This is a genomic window from Roseivirga sp. 4D4, from assembly GCF_001747095.1.
In the GTDB taxonomy this organism is placed as follows: domain Bacteria; phylum Bacteroidota; class Bacteroidia; order Cytophagales; family Cyclobacteriaceae; genus Roseivirga.
Genome location: NZ_MDGP01000001.1, coordinates 3688860 through 3708331 on the forward strand (window position 1 = coordinate 3688860; position 19472 = coordinate 3708331).

Consider the following 19472-nt stretch of genomic DNA (forward strand, 5'->3'; position numbering starts at 1 on the left):
CTTTAAGAAAACATAATTTGACGCAGGGCATTCGTCCTGCTTTTTTTTCGTTTATTCGAATGGATGAGACTCCTTATCTCCTTTTTCCTAATCACATTTTGCTTTAGCTCAGTTGGGCAGAGTGTTGGCTTGGTCCTCAGTGGAGGAGGAGCCAAGGGAATAGCCCACATTGGTGTGATCAAGGCCCTGGAGGAAAACGATATTCCGATTGACTACATTGTCGGTACATCAATGGGAGCTGTTGTAGGTGCCTTTTATGCGGCAGGTTATAGTCCTGCAGAAATCGAAGCCTTGGTGCTCAATCCTTCTTTTCAAAATTGGATCAATGGCACTTCGACTGAGAAGTATCAGTATAACTACACAAAATCAGAGGACAACGCCTCTTGGTTGTCTCTTGATCTCTTGTTAAACCCAGATAATGGCCCAACGATTAATACACCTTTGGCCAATGACATTGTGCTCAATTTTGTGCTCAATGAGTATCTGACACAAGCGGCTCAGCATGCCAATTTTGATTTTGATAAGCTGCTGATCCCTTATCGGGCTGTAGCGGCAGAAGTTTTTACCCAGGAAACGATCGCGATTGACACCGGGTCATTAATGCAGGCGGTTAGATCGTCTATGGCGGTACCGCTCTTTTACAGGCCTATTAAGTATCAGAACAAGTACCTGTTTGATGGCGGGATTTATGACAACTTTCCCGTAGATATCATGGAGAATGATTTCGCCCCCGATCTAATCATTGGTTCTAATGTAGCCACAAAAAAGAGCTCTGAATATCCTTTTGATGAGGATGAGGAGCTTATAAGTGATGCTTTATTATACATGTTCCTCGACAAGACAGACTCGACTCTACTGGGTGAAAATAATGTCTATATCGAGCCTCAGGTCTTTCAATTTAGCGCGACTGATTTTGATAAGGCAGAGTTTTTTGTTGATGCTGGATATGAGGCTGCCCAGGAGCAGATTGAAAAACTAAAAGCAAAGTTGAATATTGGGGCAAATACCTCAATAGCAAACAGAAGAGCCAAGTTTAAAGCAGGGCTTGAAGACTATAATTTTGGAGCTCTCCGATTGTTTGGTTTCGATAAGCAACAGGAGGGTTTTGTTCGGAAACTGATTGATTTTGAAGAGGGGTCAAAATCTCTGGAGGAAATCAGAGAAGCCTATTTTCAACTGGTCTCCGAGCCTTATTTCAAAAACGTTTATCCCACCTTCGCTTATGATGATAATGCTGAGCATTATGTGATCGAACTCTATTTAAAGCCAACCGCAAAGAATGCACTTTCTCTGGATTTTGGTGGTAATCTTTCAACAAGGCAAGTCAGCACTTTGCAACTGGGAATGACGCTAAATTCCTTTCGAAAAAAGCTCAATACATACAAGGTAAGGCTATCCACTGGACGCTTTTATGAAGGCGTTAGTCTAGCGACAAGGTTCAATATCAACCCGAAGAATCGCTTCTTTATTGAGCCTGCATTTACTTTTAATCATTGGGACTATTTAAGTACTGAAGACGTGTTTGATCGATCGGCTGAACCTGTTATTCTCAACCGAATAGACCGTAAGGTAGGGCTCACTGCGGGGATGGGTTTGGGTCAAAGAAGTGTTGTAACAGCCAGTGTCAATGGGATTAGAAACTCAGATGAATTTGCTAACATTACGGGGCTATCTTCCACTGATTTTCTAGACGAACTGGAGCTTACCGCATTTAATGCTGAGTTGGCATATGAAAGGAATAGCTTGAATAAAAAACAGTTCCCCACTATAGGGACTCGCTTTTACGCTTCAATGAAGTATTTCAACGGGTCTTCTGACTATCGATCTGGAACCACTTCGGTTCTTTATGACCCCAATAACTTGACACCCACGTCAAATGATAGAAGATGGTTTTCCTTCAAAGTAGCGTTTGATGAATATACAGAGGTATCAAAAAAGTACACCTTTGGCTGGGTATTCCAGAGTGAATACTCCAGTATTAATGCACTTGACAACTATAGGAGTACTCTGCTTTACCTGCCCTCATTCGGGCCTCTTTTTGACTCGCAGACCTACTTTCTAGAGAACTATATAGCGCCTGGGTATATAGCACTTGGAATGAAACACATTCTGAATATTCGAAAGAAGCTAGACTTCAGGTTTGAGTTGTATGCGTTCAGTTCGTTTAAAAGCATTACTACTAACCCAAGTCAACAGGCCGTTTTGAATGATGGATTTGAGACCCCATCTTTTCAGGGAATGGCCGCGCTGATCTATAATACGCCACCTGGCCCTTTGTCTCTCAGATTGAATTATATTGAGAATAACAATGTCCAGTTTGGACTGATGTTGTCATTTGGTTATCTTATATTTAACCGAAAATCATACGAATAACATGATTTTGCCTCAATCATTGCTTAGAATCAACTGAAATGCGGATTTTTAATTATTATTGAATTGCGTTAGCAGACGCTTCACCTATGAGGCAATATTTTACACTACTTTTCTTATTCATTTTAACGCTTGGAGCATCAGCGCAGACCACTGTGCAGTGGGCTTCGAGGGTGGCTGAAGTATCGTCTGAGTTTACCGAGTTGGGCCACTCGTCAAGACAGGCCCTTGACAAGCCTAATATTCTGCCAAGCGGTGGCGATAACCCGAACGCCTGGCGACCCTATAAGCCCAATACTACTGAGTACATTAAAGTCGAGTTCGATTTACCCATGCCAATAGAGCAAATTGCCATTGGTGAAACTTACAATCCTGGATCTATTTCAAAAGTATATGCCTACGACCCTGATGGTAAGGAATACTTGGTTTTCGAACAGCAACCTGGTCCTGTAAGAGAGCAATACAGAATGTTCCGGATCTTCTTTGAAAAGACTACCTACAATGTCAAATCCGTGAAGCTGGTTATGGAAGGCTCGGCTATCGATGGCTTTTCTGACATTGACTGTATAGGAATATCGAATGATAAGGAACCTATTGAAGCTAGGATCAACTTGATGCCTGATATCAATACTAAGCTTCAGGTTTATCGACTAAATGACTTGATTAATAGTGATAAGCGTGAAATCAAACCTCTTTTGACAAAGGATGGCAAGACGCTTTATTACAGCCGCAGAGGGCATCAAAACAATGTAGGTGGCCTGGATGACCTGGAAGATATCTGGTACTCGGATTTCGATAATATCACGCAAGATTGGAGTCTTGGCCTTAACATTGGAGAGCCCCTCAACAATCTTGACCCCAATTTTATTAGTGGCTTTCTTCAGGAAGACGAAGAGTATATTGTATTAGGAAATGAATACCTCTCAGGTCGTATGAACTATGGAATTTCTAAAAGCCGAAGGCTGAATAAAACCACCTGGACCTATCCTCAAAATATGAGGATTTACAATGACCTCAACGTGCATGAAAACGTGAACTTCTGGTTAACGACAGATAGTGAAGTACTGATCATTTCGGAAGAAGGTCGGGGCACCGAAGGGCTACGAGACTTGTATGTTAGCTTCTTGCAAAGAGATGGACTCTGGACAGAGCCGATCCACATGGGAGAAACCTTGAATACAGCTGGGGAGGAAGAAGGGCCGTTTCTAATGCCGGATAAAAAGACATTGATCTTCTCTTCTAATGGACATAGTGGTTATGGTCGGAAAGACCTTTTTATGACCAGAAGACTCGACAACTCCTGGCAAAGTTGGACCGAACCGGAGAATTTGGGACCAGTGATCAATTCGGAGGAGGACGATATGTTCCTGTTCTTACCAAAGGATGGTTCATTTGGTTATTTCTGCCGAGAAGTTGAAGGGAATGACCTCGATATCCACTCACTTACACTTCCTTTAGTGACGAGACAGCTCAGATTAGTTACACTTTGTGGCAAGATTGTAGATCCGGAAACTAGGGAGCCATTAGACTCTGAAGTGGTGTTTTCTCGATTAAGAGATGGCGTGGAAGTAGGTCGCGTGAGAACAGATCTGGGAGGTAATTACTGTATTGAATTACCAGCGGATGAAATTTATAGCTATAAGGCCGTAATTCCTGGATTTATACCAGTCGGCTCCACCATCGATCTTTTGGATGTTTCTGATTTGAATATCTATGCAGTCAATTTAGATAGGCTTGATATAGATAGTACACAACTTGAGGCAGGTAGACCGATTGAAGTGCCTGAAGATGTTGTCAGAGCTGTTGCCATTACTTTGGCACTTCCAGAATTGAAGAGAGATACTTTTGAAGTACTAAATGCTCAGCGCAGAGAATTGGGTCTGCCTGAACTGAGCCCCAATGCCATATTGAGTGATATACAAGCCCCAACGCTGGATGCGCAGCCTCAGATAGTAAGAGCGGCACCAAAACAATACTTCATTATCCGGAATGTATTCTTTGATTTTGATCTGGCCGTGCTCAAAAAGGAGTCCTGGACTGAGATCAGAACTTTGGTTGAATTCATGAATGACTACCCGAATGCTATTGTTGAACTTGTTGGTCACACCGATTCCTATGGTACGGATGAGTACAATATAAACCTATCACGAAGGAGGGTACAAGCTGTGAAAAAGGGAGTGACTACTTTGGGTATAGACCCCAAACGCCTGCGGATAAAGTGGGTCGGGGAGTCATCACCAATTGCCTCTAACAGAACCCGAGCGGGTCGGGCATTCAATAGAAGGGTAGAATTTCAAATAATAGAGTTGGAGTAATTTATTTAGTCTGACTCAGTTTTTTACGCTTCACCAACTTCACATACTGCGTTAAGTATTTGTTCTTAACCTCTTCCTTAATCAGATCGTATTTCAATATTTTGTTTATGACTAATTGCATAAGTTTTTCATTTCTTTTAGATGGATAGCGGTCATAAGCCACATTAATCATTTCCATCGCTTTTGTATATTCTTCTTGTTTGAAGAGCCGGACTGCTTCGTTAAAATATTGTAGTCCTGATAGCTCTTTAATGGTTATGCTATTGTAACCATCCACCAAATCCCATTCATCACTTCCTTCGCCTACTGTAGTGAGTGCTCTTATATTACGTGGGTCAAGCCCTTCTTGTTCCATTGAAGTGCTTATTTCTTGCTCCAAGCGCATCAAACCATCTTCCGGAAGTGTAGACTCCATGATGATTAACCTCCCTTCAACTTCGACTTGTGCATACACGTGATTGGTTAACTCTATGATGTTGTATTCAAAACCAAAGTGATCGAGAATCAGCGCATAAAGGGCCGTACCTGTTAAGCATCCAAACTCACCCTTCATCAGCGTTTCATCCATGGTCGCCATTTTGCTATAATCTACCAGGCTATTCTTGTGAACCCTATAGAAAATAGACCTGAGAAAGCTTAAATCACTCTTTTTTCGCGATCTAATCCGTTCTAGTTTATGGATAATCTGATCGTAATTACTTGCTAGAGCCTTTGTTTCTACTGCTTGATTCTTAAGCTTTTCACCTATAATAAACTGATGGATGGGATGTTCTGAGGGTGATGAGCCAGGCTTACTCTGGACATATATCTCTCCCATACCGACATGCGAAATGCCAGAAATGAGCATGATCAATATGAATTTTATTGCCTTCAATAACCTGTCTTTTAAAGCTGATTAAGTCGTCCATGTAAAACTCAGATAAAACTAAGTTAACATTAAGTTAACATTAAAACAAATTTTGGCCATTATGCTGGACTTATAGGATGTCAACAACATATTCAAGTATCTCTTCATAACATTGAGATAACATATAGTTTATCCTTGCGCAAAGATTGATTTTTACACTTATTGCGCCCTTAACAGTCCCATGAGTACAAGGTCAGTTGCTAAGTCCGTCCGAGGTTATAGGAAGATCCATCGATATCTTGGACTCTCGATTTCCATTTTACTAATCACAAGTGCTATAACAGGGATTCTGTTAGGCTGGAAGAAGAATGTTGATTTGCTGCAACCACCTACACAGAAGGGCGAGCAACTAGATTATGCCCAGTATCAACCGGTTGAGTCTTTGGCTAATGTTGCGGCAAGTGCGGTAGATTCCTTAGGTCTTGACAGAACGAATATCGATCGTGTAGAGTATCGACCGACTAAAGGCATAGCCAAAGTGATTTTTGATACCGGATCTTGGGAGGTCCAAGTAGATGCTACCAACCTGAAAGTTCTCTCAGTTGCCAAACGCCATTCTGATTGGATTGAACGGCTTCATGATGGTTCCATCATCTCTGATCTCTTTAAACTGGTTTCTATGAACTTTTTAGGTTTCGGTCTGCTATTTCTCATTGTTACCGGAATTTGGCTTTGGTGGGGTCCTAAGAAAATCAGGGCAATCAAGAAAGGTGGCTAATGTTAATTATTGTTGAAGAATCGATTCTTTAGCATCGCTACACTTTATTATTAGCTAACTTCGTTTTTCGTAACACACGTTTTGATATGAAAAAGGTCGGTAAAGTACTCTTAATATTTTTTGGTTTCCTCATCCTCGCTGTACTCTTGATCCCCGTTTTTTTTAAAGGTAAGATTAAGGAGTTGGTCATCAGTGAATTTGAGAAGAGCACTGAGGCAGAACTCTATTTTGGCGACTTTAGCTTGAGTCTACTCAAAAATTTCCCGGATTTTACTCTAGGGCTTTCGGATATGGGGATTATCGGCAAAGGAATCTTTGAGGGAGATACACTCATGAGTGTAGGGAACCTAAGCGCTTCTGTTGACCTAAATGAAGTACTATTTGGTGAAACGATCAGTTTAAAGTCTATCGATTTAGATCAACCGAGCATTACTATCATTAGCTTAGCCGATGGCACAGCTAACTATGACATTGCTAAGGCTTCGGATGAGACAGCGGTAGAGACTTCGAATGAGGAATCAGCTGCGGTAAGTTTTGGTATTAAGTCTTTCAGCATCGAAGATGGAGAATTCGTCTATTACGATCAGGGCATTCAGTATTTCATGCAAATGGACAATATTAATGTCGAAGGTTCAGGTGATTTTGAAGCAGACATATTCGACTTGATCAGTAAAGGGAGCCTTGATCTGGTGGACATGAACTATGAGGGTACGGACTATGTCACGGACAAAACCGTAAATCTCGATGTGGTGCTGTCCATGGACTTACCGAACTCTAAGTACACCTTCAAAGAAAATGAGATCAGCATTAATTCCTTTCCACTAGCCGTTGACGGATACTTCTCATTATTGGAAGATGGCTTTGGAATGGACCTGAAATTCAAGGCGCCCAGATCCGAATTCAAGCAGTTACTATCACTCATTCCGGGAGTTTATACGGAATCATTTGAAGACTTAAAATCACAAGGAACACTGACTTTCTCTGGGAATGTGACTGGAGAGTACAATGAAAATTCTATGCCTGCTTTTGGTTTGAACCTGAAGGTGAATGATGGTCTTTTTCAGTACCCCGATCTACCAGATGCTATCAAAAATGTGCAGATGAACCTTTCTGTACAGAATACAACGGGTGTCATAGAAGATACAAGAGTGGACTTAAGTCAACTTCATCTAGAAATGGGATCGAATCCATTGGACGCCCGGCTCGTTATCGAAAATTTAAAAGACTATCGCCTTGATGCCAATGTAAAAGGAAATCTAAACCTGAATGAACTGGCCAATTACTTTCCGATGGAAGGTTATGAGTTGAGTGGAACACTAAACCTGGATGCAGAGGCCAATGGTGTATATGACAGCATTCGCAACATCATTCCACAAATGAACCTGAATATCGATTTGGCCGATGGTCGAATCAAAACACCGGATATCCCAAGCCCGATTGAGGATTTCATCATCAAGGCACAAGTGGCTAACCAAAGTGGTCAGTTGAAGGATACAAGAATTCAAGTAGATAATGTCTCTCTTCAGTTGGACGGGCAGCCTTTTAAGGGTGCAATGACGCTAAAAAATCCAGAAAATTTTGAGTGGGATGTGAATGTAGAAGGTAACCTAGACCTCGAAAAGTTGATGAAACTCTATCCAATGGAAGGGATGAGCCTCAAGGGTCAAATCTCGACAGACCTTTCAAGTAAAGGGAAAATGAGCGATTTAGAAGCTAAACGCTATTCCAGGATTCCAACAAAAGGAAATCTATCATTAACCGGATTTGACTACAAAGGTGATGCGATCGACCAGCCGATTACCATCAGCAAGATGACGGCTTCATTTACAAACGACAAAATGAGCCTTACCGAATATGACGGTACCGCAGGCTCCACGAGTTATTCACTAAGCGGAGAAATTACGAACTACTTGGGTTTTGCCCTTAACGATGAAGTGCTTCGAGGATCGCTTACGGCCGAGGCCGACCAACTGATCATCAGCGAATGGATGACAGAAGCCGAAGCAGAAGAAGGTGAAACCGTTTCTGAGGCGATGGAAGTGGTGAGAATTCCAGAAAACGTCCAGTTTAACATGAATGCTGCTGTGGACCGAGTGACCTACAATAGCCTTCAAATGGACGATATGAAAGGCAAGCTTGTCGTGAAAGATGGTACTATCAATCTTAACGATGCTGGCTTTAAAGCCATGAATGGTACTGTTGGACTTACCGGAGAGTATGATAGTAGACCGGAGCAACCGACCTTCGATTTCAAGATTGGTGCGAAAGAGATATCCATTCCTTCATCATTCCAGTCCATTGACATGGTGCAAAAGATGGCTCCAGTTACTGAAAAAATGACTGGACTCTTTTCGACAGATTTCAATATCAATGGGGCCTTAGGTGCTGATATGATGCCCGACTATTCAACCCTGACAGGCGGAGGTCTCATTCAAATATTACAGGCTAGCTTAGGTCAGTCTGATTTAATGGCCGGACTCAGCTCTGTGACCAAATTGGCAAAAGTTTCCACTGCCACTTTGGACAAACTAAAAATGCAGGCCGAGATTAAAGAGGGCCGCTTGTACATCAAGCCATTTGATGTAAACCTAGGGGACTATAAAACAACCATTGCCGGTAGTACCGGTATTGATGGAACTGTTGATTACCTGCTTAAGATGAATGTACCTGCAGGCCAGGTGGGATCGCAATTGAATTCCTTAGTTTCCTCCTTGACAGGAAGCAACCAAAGTTTAGCCGGTAACAATCTTATTTTGAATATTGGTATGGGAGGACTCTTTACCCAACCCGAGTTTGCTTTGAAGTCGGTCTCTTCAGCGGACGGAAATACTGTAAAGGAAACCGTGACCGCTACTGTGGAAGCGAAAGTGGAAGAAAAGAAAGAAGAGGTTAAGGAAGAAATTGAAAGTAAAGTAGAAGTGGCGAAAGACTCTGCGAATAAGGTGGTCGAAGCACAAAAGGACTCACTGAAAGCGAAAGTAGATACCCTTGTTCAAGCCAAGAAGGATACAATAGCCACACTGGCCGCAGACAAACTAGGTTTAAAGAAAGACAGTGTGAGTAAGGTGGTTGACGGTGCAAAAGAAGCCTTGAAAGGCCTCTTCAAGAAAAAGAAGAAAAAGAAGGATAATTAGGTCTTTATGATCCTGTCATGTTTTCTGAACCTATTCTAGGTGGTAAAGATCCCTCCTTTGTCGGGATGACTAGAGAATTTGTGAATTGCTCAAGTCATTCCTAGTGCTCATCTAGCGGAAGTTTTGACTATTGGGTTTCTATATTGAAGTTTATGAGCCATTGATGATCGATATCACCTTACTCTAAATAGCTTTCTCTTATCACCAGAGACTTCTTGCAGTTTGTTGTTCTTAATAACGTATTTCTTGGCGTGAAAACTGGTATTCCCCTTACTTGATTCTACAAGAACTACTCTGATATTGTTACTCTTTAACTCAGTAATAGAGTGTTTGACAGGAATATACCCTATCCATTTTACTTCCAAACTTATCAAGTCATTATTTTTCAATTTCAATGCACCTTTATCGTTGCATCTAAATGTCCTTTGTCTTCCGTTTTTATATATGACATGTACAGTAGCTGGTACAGTTTGTTGATTATCTACATTATCGCGGGAAATCACTTCTAAGTTGATTGAAGAGTTTTCATCACTTTCAAGATATTCCAGAGTTGATGAATTGGTCTCGGCAGTATCTGAATGCAGCACCAATTTCTTTCCTATTAGTTCGAATTCCCCGCTTGTCCCAAGCGATATCATATGATTGAATTCTGCGTATCCGAATCGATTATTTTTTTTCAGAACCAGTTTTGAATTGATGTTAGGCTTACCACTGAATGTATATGTTCCTAGGGCCAAATCACCAGTAGACCCACAACTGAATGTTGTAAGCAAAATGATGAGGCAGCTTGAGATAGTATTCTTGAGATTAACTAACATGGATCCTGTACCAATTGAACAATTATAATGATTTAATACCCTATGTATTGCCTTTTGATTTTCTATCCATAGTTGTAGTCTTTAATATTTCAAGATGACTAGCCTTAATCGTTTCCGAAAAATAAATTAGCACGTCATTTCGAGTGAAAGGAGAAATCTTAACCACTATCATAAAGGAGATTCCGGGTCAAGCCCAGATAGCGTATAAGATGGGAGGTCTCCGTCAGACCGCTATAAGCGGTCAGGCGGTTGTTTAACCGCTCTGTGTACTCAGCAAAAAGGAGAACGGTCAAGATTATTCCTCCTTTGTCGGGATGACTTGCTTGAGGGTTAGGTCTAAGCCTTCCAGCCGTTTTCAGCTACCTGGTGAATGCTGCTTTCCACTTTAAGTCGCATCTCAGCTTTGTACTGCTGAAGGTTTTCAGCAATGGCCTCATCAAAGCTTCCGATAATCTGAGCGGCTAGAATACCCGCGTTTTTGGCACCATCCAGCGCCACTGTGGCAACAGGCACACCGCCTGGCATTTGTAAGATAGAGAGAACAGAATCCCAACCATCAATAGAATTACTTGATTTTACGGGAACACCAATCACAGGCAAAGTGGTCAAGGAGGCCACCATACCGGGAAGGTGAGCTGCACCGCCTGCACCGGCAATGATTGCCTTTAGCCCTTTACTTCTCGCATTTTGAGCGTACTCAAACATCCGTTCAGGTGTTCTGTGAGCAGATACAATGGTCAACTCAAAGTCAACCCCTAATTCTTCCAAAACATTGGCGGCTTGACGCATTACAGGGAGATCAGATTGACTGCCCATGATTATTCCTACAACTGGCTGGCTCATGCTTTTACTTTTAGTTGTGATTTCACGAAGTTAACTTTTTCCTTTAATCGATCGGTATCCTTATCTGTAATGGTAATATGACCCATCTTACGGAAAGGCTTCGTGAGTTTCTTACCATAGAGATGCACATGAACCCCATCGGTGTTCAATACTTCGTCCATTCCTTCGTATAGCGCCTCACCCGTAAAACCGGCTTCACCGAGCACATTCAACATGGCTGATGGTAGTACAAGGTCTGTGTCACCCAATGGCCAATTCAGTATTGCCCTCAGGTGCTGTTCAAACTGAGAGGTCACGTTACCTTCGATTGACTGATGACCACTATTGTGTGTACGTGGAGCGATTTCGTTAACCAGAAGTTTTCCGTCTTTAGTCAGGAACATTTCTATGGCCAGCAAGCCTACCATATCTAGTTTCTGAATTAGGTCCTTTGCCAGTGCTTGTGCTTCTTCTTCGGCTTTAGCATCTATTTCAGCTGGTGAGAAAAGATATTCAACCAGATTATGCTCTGGGTGAAAGACCATCTCGACAGTTGGAAAGGTGGTGATGTCTCCCGCTTCGTTTCGGGCGACAATTACTGAGAGCTCTTTTTCATAGTCGACTAGCTTCTCGATAAAGCCATGCGCCTCAAAGGCCTGATCCATGGCCTCTTCATCTCTGACCATCTGAACACCTCGACCATCATAGCCGCCAGTGGCGAGTTTATTCACGAAGGGAAGAAATTCTGTATGCTGAGCAACTTCGGCTTTGCCACTTACCTCGATAAATTCTGAAGTAGGAATGCCATGTTCTTGATAGAATTGTTTCTGGTGCAGCTTATTTTGGATCAACTCAATGATATGGGGTTGCGGATAGACCTTCTTGCCTTCAGCCGCGAGCTGCGCAAGTGCCTTGGTATTGACGTTCTCAATTTCAATAGTGATCAGGTCCTTGTCTTTGCCGAAGTTGTAGACGGCATCAAAATCCGTCAGTGCACCCACTTGAAAAGTAGTTGCAATATTTTTACAGGGAGCGTTGACGTCTGGATCTATGACGTGGATGTCGAGGTTAAAATCTATGGCCGACTGGATCATCATGCGGCCAAGTTGACCACCTCCAAGCACACCAATTTTTAGGTTAGGATCGAATGACATAGGGTATTACTAGAAAGGGCCAAAGTTAATCAAATATGGCAAAGTTATCACTGACGATAAGCCGCCTTATTTGACTCAATCGGGAATCTGAATTCCCATTTTCTGCATGAGCTTGGTGGCGTTAAAACTTTTGCAAATTCCGGGTGTAAGCGTATAATCAAATTTGATTTCATCCCCGATAATCTCGCTATTGAAACTATAGTTTTTCACTCCCTGTAGTTCATTGGTGATGTTGCCAAGCTCAATATCATGGGTAGAGACAAAGCCAAAGGCATAGGCTTGGTTCAGTTGCTTAATCAAGGCCAAAGCACCCTTATGTCGGTCCTCAGAATTGGTGCCCTTGAGTACTTCGTCAATCATAAAGAGCACCGGGGTCTTATCATCGATTGAGGCCAAGAGCTGTTTGAGTCTTTTAAGTTCTGCATAGAAAGAAGATACATTTTCCTCCAAATCATCTTGACTTCGCATGCTCGTGAAAATCTGGAGGTCGCTCACCGTCATTTCTTCAGCACACACTGGGGCTCCCATTAAACCTAATGTACAGTTGACACCTACTGTTCTAAGGAAGGTGCTTTTGCCACTCATGTTGGATCCAGTAATCAGACAAATACCTCCTTTACCATGGAATTCGAAATCATTGGTCACTCGGTTCTTAGCATTGATCAAAGGATGCCCCAGTTTCGATGCCTTGATGTCGAAATGGTCATTGCTGATGCTTGGGTAAGTAAAATCTGGATTCGTATAGGCAAAGCCCGCTATACTGATCAGGGCGTCAAGTTCTCCGATGGTTTTGAACCATTTTTCAATATCAGCTTGGTTCCTTTGTTTCCAGGTATTGACCCTTATGTACCAATAAAGGTCTAGCAGAAGTAAAACATCGAATATAATGTAAAGCGTATTCACTCTATTCTGAAGGTTGTCAAGAATCAATTGAAGTTCCTTGATAATCTTGGAAGCCTTGACATTGTCATGTTCGACTGTGGCTTTGAGTGCTTTCAGCTGACTGCTTTTAAAATCAACTCTTTCAATCATATCAATATGATGGCGCAGAGAGTTAAGTGATTTATAGCCCGTTTCGGTCTTCTTGCTAATCGCCTGCACTTTGTTAAAAAGTCCTGCGAGAATACCCATGTTCACAAAGGCCAAGAGTATCGGAACTCCAGATTGCAAATAACCAAGGCCACTTATAATGATGGTGGCGACTGTGGCAAGGGGCATGATGGCCAAGGCCACTTTGTAAAATGTAGCACTTTTTATCTGCGAGTCTTCTTTCAGCCAATTCAACAGCGGTTGATGATTTATTTCTACGCTTTCTCCCACCATACCGTAGGCCTGGAATTGTTGTCTAAACTCTATATCCGTTGACAGCTCCTTAACACTTTCCTGTCTGTCGAGAATCGCTTTGGTCTCTGCTTTATTACTCAGCCATTTGGCCAAAATGTTTTCACCAATGAAGGTGGAGGTACGGTTGAGCAACTGAAATAAAGAGTGTTTACCGAAGACATCGAGATCTTCATGGTAAGGATGGGTGGCTTGATAGAACTTGTTTCCTTCCTGAAGTCCATTAAAATCATTTTGAAGCCTTTTTATCTCATCACTGTTTATCTGCTCCATTGCCGCAGATAGTTTCATTTTGAAACGCAATTGGGAGTGCGTCTTCAACAGGGCTAAGTAAACTGCTGTAGCAATTAAGAGTACAATACCGGCAGCCTCACCATTCTTATCATTGACAAGTACTATGATGAGTACTAGGGAGAATACAAATAACAGGACCCTTACCCATGATAAGGAAGTGTAACGGGACTTGGCCTCAGATGCTTCTTTTTGGAATTCAGCTTGTCTTTTTTCGAAGGTACTTTGGATAGAATCTTTCAATGAATCAGAAGTTTGCTCCATGTGCTTACGGATAAATCAGCAGATGGATTTAGAGGTGCGCTAAGCTAACAAAATGATGCATGCTTTCTATTTAGAATTTCTTTATATCTTGGGCTTTTACTGAAAATACTGTCTGTGGCAATAGAAGAAAGTGAGTTGCTCGAAGCCTTTTCAAATGGCGATAATGCAGCTTTCGAAAAACTCTTTAATATGTACTATGAACCTGCTTGCAGGTACGTTATCCGGATTATTCGGGATAGCGATACTACCGAAGAGATTGTTCAGGCCACATTTGTGAACTTATGGGAAAAGCGATCGATGATTCGATCTGACATAAGTTTTAAATCCTACGTTTTCCGAGCGGCCTACAATACGGCTTTGAATTACATCAAGCACCGCAAGGTGGTTTCTACCTACGTTTCTAAGAAACAGGATCGTATTGTGGAGATTCAAAGGGAGTTTGTGAGTCACCAACCCGATTTTGAACTTCAAAAACGGATCAAGGACGCTTTAGAAGATTTGCCACCGCAATGTCAACGGGTTTTTAGGCTTAGCCGAGAGGAAGGCTTGAAATACCATGAGATTGCTGAAGAGCTGGGAATCTCCAAGAAAACGGTAGAAGTGCACATGGGAAAGGCCCTGAAGCTGTTGAGAGCTAGTTTAAAGGACTACTTAGTCTTTTTTCTGCCGATTATCACATTGCTATAGGGGTGTCTATGAGGTTGGTTGTTAAGTTTGTGAATAGAAAAAAATAGGTGATGGAAGAGCTGATGGTCAAATATTTGGCTAATGAGTTAAGCGAAGAAGAGAGATCAGAGTTTGAGAAACAACTCGTTGATAACGAGGATTTAAAAATTGAACTCGAAGATTATCTCAATTTGTGGGCTGAGGGAGAGCAGTCTGATGATTTGTCATTTGATAAATCACAGGCATGGAATGCCGTTGCTGATCAGATAAAACCACAAACTAGAATTGTCTCAATCGAACGAAGACCGAAGTATACGTTCTTAAAAATAGCCGCGACTTTATTGATCGTGCTTACTGCCGGATACTTCTTATCCGAAACCGGTAGAAATGGTGTGAATAGTCTTATTGGTATTTCTTCATTGACTGAAGTTACGACTGAGGCTGAAATGAAGGAAGTGACATTACCAGATGGTTCTATTGTAAAGTTGAATGCTAATTCAAAATTGGCATATGCCAAAGGTTTTGGAGAAACTCATAGAAATGTAACACTAGATGGTGGGGCTAACTTCGATGTAGAAAGAATCGAAAGCCTACCTTTTGTTATTGGCGCAAGCAAAGGCAAAGTGGAAGTGTTGGGCACAAGTTTTGACGTCAAGGCATACCCCGGAAAAAGTGTAGAGCTAAATGTGACTGAGGGTACGGTCAAGTTTTCTTCTGTAGAAAAAGAAGAACAGGCTGAGGTTGTAAATGCAGGTGAGATGGCAATGCTTTCTGAAGATGGGGCGTCCATTGAAAAAGACATTGTTGTTGACCAAAACTATGCGGCCTGGTGGACAAGAAAGCTTGTTTTTGAAAAAACTCCGTTTGAAAAAGTAATTAAGAACTTGGAGGAAACTTATTGGGTTAAGATCGATTACAGTGATGCTTTGCACAACTGTGAACTGACCGCGACTTACGAAAATAAGTCTTTGGATAGTGTTTTGGATTTAATACAAGTGACCTTCGTTAATAGCCAATTAAAAGTCGTTCGCACCAAAGAAAATCAGATAAAATTAGAAGGAAAGGCATGCGCTAATTAAATTGGTGCATGGTCAGGAGCTTTTTAGTTTCTATTCTATTCCTAACATCCTATCAACTTTCAGCACAAGAGTCTAGTGAATCTGTGCTGGATGACGTTATTACCATACAGTTTAATGGAACGTCCATACCGGCTTCTCTTAGGCAACTAGGCAAGCTTTCTGAGGTCAATTTTTCTTACAATAGTAACATCATTCCCAGAGATGTTAAGATCTCAAAAGCGTATAGACAAACAACTGTCAGGACTATCCTTACAGAAATTCTTTCCGAGGCCAGTCTTTATTTTCGAGAGGTAGGCAACACTGTCATTATTCTAAAAAGAGTATACAGTGAGCGTAAGATCATTGGCCAGGTCATCGATATTGAGACGAGAGCACCACTGCATTATGTGAATGTATTCATAGAGAGAAGTACCCTAGGAGCCGCCACCGACAGCGAAGGTAACTTTGAAATTGACGATATCCCGGATATCGGCTTTAACCTCATAGTGTCCTATGTGGGTTACAAAACGAAGGTAATTCCCTTCAACTACAAGCATGACGTAGATAATTCCAAGTATATCATAGAAATGCAGATAGACCCTGTGGTGCTCGAAAGTATTCAGGTGGTGGGAAAGGCTAGGAAGAGATTTAAGAGAGATGATCGGGAGCTTCTTAAGCGTTTTAGGAGAGAGTTTCTTGGTAGGTCTGATAATGCCAAGAAGTGTGTGATTGTCAATCCTGAGGTACTGAACTTTCAGTACTTAGATGAGGATGATAATTATAAAGTCACTGCTGATGATATCCTCTATGTAGAAAATCGCGCTCTAGGTTATCGTATTGGCTATCTACTCGAAGAGTTTCGTTTTCAGAATGGCTTAAAGCTAAATATCGGAAGTGCCAAATTTCAGGAGTTAGAAACAAAATCTCGAAAGCGCTATAATAAGTGGGAGATTGAACGTGAAAAAGCGTACAATGGCTCCGTTCAGCATTTTTTAAACGCCATGATCAATGACAAGCTTGACGAGGAGGGTTTTGAACTCAATTTGGTTCAATATGATTCTGTCACATCTGAGTATACCACACCGCTCAATCCTCCTCCCGCCAATGAAATTTTGACCCTAGAAAAAACCGACAAAGAGTTTTTATACACCCTTCATGCGAAATCAGATGTTGAGGTTACCTATAAAGGCGAATTTGAAGCCAATGCTTATAAGAAGCTTTATAGAAGTACCTCAAAAAGTGGTAATTATAAATACACTGACAAAAAAGTTAGGACTTCCATCTCTCTCACTGATAGTCAAAGTCTGTCGAGTTATCAGACCTTTGGTTTTGATGTAACCGATGTTGATCTTTTTCAAAAGTCGATCATCTTTTTTATAAACTATGATACTGAGATTGGATATCCAGGACAGTTCAAAAACCCTCGCGAAGTGCTCTTTGGAGGCTGGTGGCGTTGGGGCGCTTTTTCAGACTGGCTACCTCTGAATTATAAGCCTGACTAAGAAAAGATATTATAAGTCAGCAATGCCGAAAGATAGGCCACGGCAGTCATGTAAACCATTTGGATGATGGGCCATTTCCACCCCTTAGTTTCCCGATATACTACGGCTATAGTGCTCATACATTGCATGGCAAAGGCATAGAATACCATTAGCGAAAAGCCCAGCGCCATAGTGTACATGGGTTTTCCAGTTTTTGGATTGATCTCCTTGCTTAGTTTTTCCTTGATTGTCAGTTCGTCATCTTCGTTAGCGCCAATGCTGTAAATGGTAGACATTGTGCCTACGAATACTTCGCGTGCAGCAAAAGAAGTGATGAGAGCAATGCCAATCTTCCAATCATAGCCTAGCGGCTCAATGGCGGGTTCTATCACTTTGCCAAATGATCCTGCTAGTGAATGCTCGAGTTTATAGGCATTCAGGGCGATTTCATAATCTGCGTTCGTGACATCTGCAGGTAGTTCCTGCCGCACATAAGTATCTGCATTCTTGAAGTTATCACTAAAGCCGTAAGAGGCTAAAACCCAAAGTAAAATAGAGATAGCAATAATTACTTTTCCTGCCTCAACTACGAAGGTTTTAGACTTTTCAAAAATTGTGAGGCCCACATTTTTCCACTGAGGAATTTTATAGCCCGGAAGCTCCATTACAAAGTAGCCTTTGTGCTTTGTCTTTAAAATGAACTTCATGGCCAATGCTGATAAAATTGCAGCAAAGAAGCCGAGTAGGTATAAGCCTGTTAACACGAGGCCTTTGAGGTTGAATAAGCCGAAAACATAATCATCAGGCACTACCAAGGCGATTAGCAAAGTATATACCGGAAGCCGTGCCGAACAACTCATGAAAGGTGTCACAAAAATCGTGATCAAACGGTCCTTCCAGTTCTCAATATTTCTAGTGGCCATAATGGCCGGAATAGCACATGCCATGCCCGAAACCAATGGCACAACGCTTTTTCCATTAAGGCCAAAGTTTCGCATTACACGATCCATAAGAAAGACCGCTCTAGACATATAGCCAGACTCTTCGAGAAGTGAAATAAAACCAAATAGTATGGCAATTTGTGGGATAAAGACCAGCACACCCGCTAAACCGGCAATGATTCCATCAGTGAGCAAGTCGTTGACGACACCTTCAGGCAAAGCGCCCTTAACCCAGTCGCTAAAACTAGCCAAAGAGCCTTCAATTAAGTCCATTGGCCCTTCAGCCCAGGCAAAGATCGCTTGGAAAATTAGCGTTAGTAGGGCAAGGAAAATCAGGTAGCCAAAGACTTTGTGCGTGGTTATTCTATCTATCCTTTGTGAAAGCGTTGCTTTTTTGGCATCATTGGATTGTTTGATGTTTCGGTCTACGATGTCCGAAATCAGTGCATACCTGCCCAAAGTTTCTTGTGATTGCGTAGGCACATCGTAGAAACCATTTTCTTTCTTAATCTCTTCAATTCTTTGTCTCTCGGACTCTGCCAGAAACTTCAACCTGACACTTTGCTGAGCATATTGAAAGGCTTGATAGTCCTCATGAAGGGTGAACTCACCTTTAATGTCATCAATAGTCTGCTCAGCCAAGCCTTTTACTTGATAGAACGGTTTCTTGGACTGAACAAGAGGCTGAATCAGTACATTTTTTAAGACCTCGACTCCGTCTCCAGTATGGGAATTCGTTGGGATAATCTTGACTCCCAAATCAATTGATAAGCCTCTAAGGTCAATTTTCAGCTGTCTTCTCTCAGCTACATCCATCATATTGAGCACCAGAACCATCGGAATGTTCAGATCACGGATTTGAGTGAAGAGCAGTAGGTTTCTTTTGAGATTTGAGGCGTCAGCTACAACGATAATGACATCTGGGTGCTGATCATGACCCTTGTCCAAAAGCACCTCCTGAACGATTTGCTCATCGAGTGTTTTTGGGTAGATGCTATAGGTTCCAGGAAGATCAATTAACTCTGCTTGTTGGCCATTGGGCAGTTTCATCCTGCCAGATTTTTTATCAACCGTTACACCAGGAAAGTTTCCAGTCTTTTGTTTAAGGCCTGTCAATAAATTGAACAGTGTAGATTTCCCAGAATTAGGGTTTCCTACAAGTGCTATTTTAAGGTTTTTGCTGGTTGACATC

At 41.8% G+C, this 19472-nt stretch carries 13 protein-coding genes; 7 read left to right on the forward strand and 6 right to left on the reverse strand.

Annotated features, from left to right (window positions below; all coding sequences use genetic code 11):
• Positions 1 to 63 precede the first annotated feature (63 nt).
• Entirely contained in the window at positions 64 to 2373 is a 2310-nt protein-coding gene (locus BFP97_RS16105; RefSeq protein WP_069843405.1) for a patatin-like phospholipase family protein, read from the forward strand.
• Between the two features lie 86 nt (positions 2374 to 2459).
• Complete coding sequence (locus tag BFP97_RS16110; RefSeq protein WP_069843406.1) at positions 2460 to 4685, forward strand: OmpA family protein; 2226 nt, start codon at positions 2460 to 2462, stop codon at positions 4683 to 4685.
• A 1-nt stretch (position 4686) separates the two neighbouring features.
• Here the strand turns inward: BFP97_RS16110 and BFP97_RS16115 are convergent, their stop codons facing one another.
• Positions 4687 to 5559 (reverse strand): hypothetical protein, encoded by an 873-nt coding sequence (locus tag BFP97_RS16115; protein WP_069843407.1) that lies wholly within the window; start codon positions 5557 to 5559, stop codon positions 4687 to 4689.
• Between the two features lie 214 nt (positions 5560 to 5773).
• Between BFP97_RS16115 and BFP97_RS16120 the strand changes: the two genes are divergently transcribed.
• Complete coding sequence (locus BFP97_RS16120) at positions 5774 to 6310, forward strand: PepSY-associated TM helix domain-containing protein (RefSeq protein WP_069843408.1); 537 nt, start codon at positions 5774 to 5776, stop codon at positions 6308 to 6310.
• Between the two features lie 86 nt (positions 6311 to 6396).
• Complete coding sequence (locus BFP97_RS16125; RefSeq protein WP_069843409.1) at positions 6397 to 9444, forward strand: AsmA-like C-terminal region-containing protein; 3048 nt, start codon at positions 6397 to 6399, stop codon at positions 9442 to 9444.
• 173 nt (positions 9445 to 9617) lie between these two features.
• Here the strand turns inward: BFP97_RS16125 and BFP97_RS16130 are convergent, their stop codons facing one another.
• The 4 genes from BFP97_RS16130 to BFP97_RS16145 form a co-directional block, all read right to left on the reverse strand.
• Positions 9618 to 10262: a hypothetical protein gene (locus tag BFP97_RS16130; RefSeq protein WP_069843410.1), complete on the reverse strand. Its 645-nt coding sequence runs from the start codon at positions 10260 to 10262 to the stop codon at positions 9618 to 9620.
• A 336-nt stretch (positions 10263 to 10598) separates the two neighbouring features.
• Positions 10599 to 11105 carry a 5-(carboxyamino)imidazole ribonucleotide mutase gene (gene purE / locus BFP97_RS16135; protein WP_069843411.1) on the reverse strand — a complete coding sequence of 169 codons (507 nt, stop codon included), beginning with the start codon at positions 11103 to 11105 and terminating at the stop codon, positions 10599 to 10601.
• Entirely contained in the window at positions 11102 to 12238 is a 1137-nt protein-coding gene (locus BFP97_RS16140; protein ID WP_069843412.1) for a 5-(carboxyamino)imidazole ribonucleotide synthase, read from the reverse strand. Before BFP97_RS16140 ends, purE begins: the two co-directional genes overlap by 4 nt.
• Positions 12239 to 12313: 75 nt before the next feature.
• Entirely contained in the window at positions 12314 to 14134 is a 1821-nt protein-coding gene (locus BFP97_RS16145) for a MutS-related protein (RefSeq protein ID WP_069843413.1), read from the reverse strand.
• A gap of 114 nt (positions 14135 to 14248) precedes the next feature.
• Between BFP97_RS16145 and BFP97_RS16150 the strand changes: the two genes are divergently transcribed.
• The 3 genes from BFP97_RS16150 to BFP97_RS16160 are packed head-to-tail and all read left to right on the forward strand — an operon-like array spanning position 14249 to position 17360.
• Entirely contained in the window at positions 14249 to 14821 is a 573-nt protein-coding gene (locus BFP97_RS16150) for an RNA polymerase sigma-70 factor (RefSeq protein WP_069843414.1), read from the forward strand.
• A gap of 50 nt (positions 14822 to 14871) precedes the next feature.
• The gene (locus BFP97_RS16155) at positions 14872 to 15879 is read left to right on the forward strand and encodes a FecR domain-containing protein (protein WP_069843415.1); all 1008 of its coding nucleotides are present in this window, start codon (positions 14872 to 14874) and stop codon (positions 15877 to 15879) included.
• 8 nt (positions 15880 to 15887) lie between these two features.
• Positions 15888 to 17360, forward strand: a complete 1473-nt coding sequence (locus BFP97_RS16160) for a carboxypeptidase-like regulatory domain-containing protein (protein ID WP_069843416.1) — start codon at positions 15888 to 15890, stop codon at positions 17358 to 17360.
• Here the strand turns inward: BFP97_RS16160 and feoB are convergent.
• The gene (gene feoB / locus BFP97_RS16165; RefSeq protein ID WP_069843417.1) at positions 17357 to 19471 is read right to left on the reverse strand and encodes a ferrous iron transport protein B; all 2115 of its coding nucleotides are present in this window, start codon (positions 19469 to 19471) and stop codon (positions 17357 to 17359) included. The genes BFP97_RS16160 and feoB overlap by 4 nt on opposite strands.
• Between the last annotated feature and the right edge of the window lies 1 nt (position 19472).